The sequence below is a fragment of the bacterium genome (assembly GCA_009926305.1).
Classification (GTDB): Bacteria; Bdellovibrionota_C; UBA2361; order UBA2361; family RFPC01; genus RFPC01.
On sequence record RFPC01000281.1, the window covers coordinates 1 to 1,020 of the forward strand.

Here is a 1,020-nt window from a genome sequence, read left to right on the forward strand (position 1 = left end):
GAAGCTGGAGCGATTAGAGCAAGTGGAGGCAGTCAAATGAAGACCATCACCATTCGGTTGCCTGATGTGGAGGCGGCAATGCTGGTGGAGGTGCAAAAGACCAATAGGGCTTATAGAGACCTGCAGTATTTTTTTTACAGGTAATACAGGAAGGGCATTTCAAGGTGAGATAGATATAAGCTGCAATCCCATAATTCAGATAGTCCTAAATTTGTTTCTATCGTTGGCTTTTATTGTTGTTTGGGGTAATTGCTAAAAATGGGATGCAGATTCTTGCATCTATTGACTCAAGTATGGCATTGATTCTTCTGTCAAAAGAGATGCCGAGTAGCCGACGGGGAAGTAGCGGTATGTCTATTGGTGTTAGGTCTAGAGGAAACGCCTTGCTGAGCAGTTTTCGCGCACCAGTTGGTGAAACCATAAATGCGCAGGTCCCAAACATCTTCTGTAGCTTGTAGATAGATACTTCCGCGTGTGAGTAAGCGCGAAATATGGCTTCTATCCTTCTGTAGCTTGGATGGTGGTCTGCTGTTTGTAGGAACTTACCACTAAACTTCATTCCGAAAATAGGCTCAAATGTTATGGGTGCATCTGTATTTGCCCCAAGAGCCATGAAGTCGACTGCGCTTACCTTTTCCCAGTTTTCCAAGAGAAAATCTATGGCATTAGGATGCAGGCTGACGTCATCTTCAAGAATAAGATAGTTTTTCTCCTGTTCCGCGCACTCTTCCAGCGCCCTGAACATTGAATGGGCATTTCCGATGCTTCCCTTGACAGCCTTGGCAGCTTCGGCTAGTTGCGTAGTGCATATTGCTTCAGTTTCTTTGGGGCTCAAGTCCTCTTCTCTTGCCCCAAGTCTTTCGTCGTCAATCCTGATATGAGGATTTCTTTTCTTGAAGTCAGCTATTCTTATTGTATCTATCGATATGAGTTTCGTTGATAAAAGGTTTTGCGGGTTGAGTGGCTCTCTGTAATCCTGGTATGCCTTCTCTTCCACTAGGGCAGAGCCGTAGGTGGTGT

Annotated in this window: 1 protein-coding gene; it reads right to left on the minus strand. The window is 45.0% G+C overall.

Annotation, left to right across the window (positions count from 1 at the left end):
• Positions 1 to 217: 217 nt before the first annotated feature.
• Positions 218 to 997 carry a hypothetical protein gene (locus EBR25_14550; protein NBW42189.1) on the minus strand — a complete coding sequence of 260 codons (780 nt, stop codon included), beginning with the start codon at positions 995 to 997 and terminating at the stop codon, positions 218 to 220.
• Between the last annotated feature and the right edge of the window lie 23 nt (positions 998 to 1,020).